General features: G+C 69.3%; 1 protein-coding gene. It reads left to right on the top strand.

Annotated elements, in window-relative coordinates; all coding sequences use genetic code 11:
* The coding region (locus tag FCH28_RS37855; protein WP_136744983.1) for an IS200/IS605 family element transposase accessory protein TnpB at positions 1–1,112 on the top strand (1,112 nt) is incomplete at both ends.

Below are 1,112 nucleotides of genomic sequence, written 5' to 3'. Positions count from 1 at the left end.
GTGCGCGGCGGCCGGCGGCTGCTGAAGAACCGGCACAACCTCGCTGCCGCGAAGCTCACCGAGACCGAGTGGCGGCAGCGGTGGGAGGTGGAGCGCTGGTTCCTCCAGGCGGACGGCGAGTCCGGCAAGCGCTTCGGCAACGAGACGATCCGCGTCACGCCGGACGGCGAGGTCTCCATCAAACTCCCGGCGCCGCTCGCCCACCTGGCCAACAGCCGGCACGGCCGGTACGTACTTGCTTCCAAGGTCGCGTTCGCGCATCGGGGCGCCGAATGGCGGGACCGCATCGAGCAGAACCGGGCCGTGGCGTACCGCATCCACTGCGACGTGCAGCGGGGCCGCTGGTACCTCACCGCGTTGTGGACCCGGCCCGTGGTCAAAACGATCCCGCTGGAGGCAGCACGGGCTGAGGGCATGGTCGGCGTGGACACGAACGCCGACCACTTCGCCGCCTACCGCCTTGACCGGCATGGCAACCCGATCGGTGCGCCGCGCCGCTTCTCCTACGACCTGTCCGGGGCGGCCGATCACCGCGACGCCCAGGTGCGGCACGCGATCACACGGCTGCTGCACTGGGCCAAGCGGTGCGGTGTCGCGGCTATCGGCATCGAAAACCTGGACTTCGCGCAGGAGAAGACCCGCGAGAAGCACGGCCGGCGCAAAAGGTTCCGGCAGCTGATCTCCGGCATGCCCACCGGCAAACTCAAAGCCCGCCTCGTGTCGATGGCCGCCGAGGTCGGCCTGAGCATTGTCGCCGTCGACCCGGCGTATACGTCGATGTGGGGCGACCAGCACTGGCGCAAGCCGTTGACCAGCAAGACTCGCAAGATGTCCCGCCACGATGCCGCTGGCATCGCGATCGGGCGACGCGCCCTCGGGCACCCGATCCGGCGACGGACGGCACCGCCCCAGCACCACCAGAGTGATGGTGCTGGGCATCGGACCGTCCAGGCCGATCGCGGTGTCCGGGAGCGTGAGGAAACCCGCCACTCCGTCACGGACCGCAGCCAGGAGCTGCGCGCCCGGACGGAGGTGATGAGAACGCGGGGAACCAGCCGGACATCCAAAACCGTTCGGGATGTCCGCAGTGCACAGGTGTGGGTCCAAGACTC

It is taken from the genome of Streptomyces piniterrae (genome assembly GCF_005048155.1).
Lineage (GTDB): Bacteria > Actinomycetota > Actinomycetes > Streptomycetales > Streptomycetaceae > Streptomyces > Streptomyces piniterrae.
This window is presented reverse-complemented; position numbering and strand designations above follow the sequence as displayed.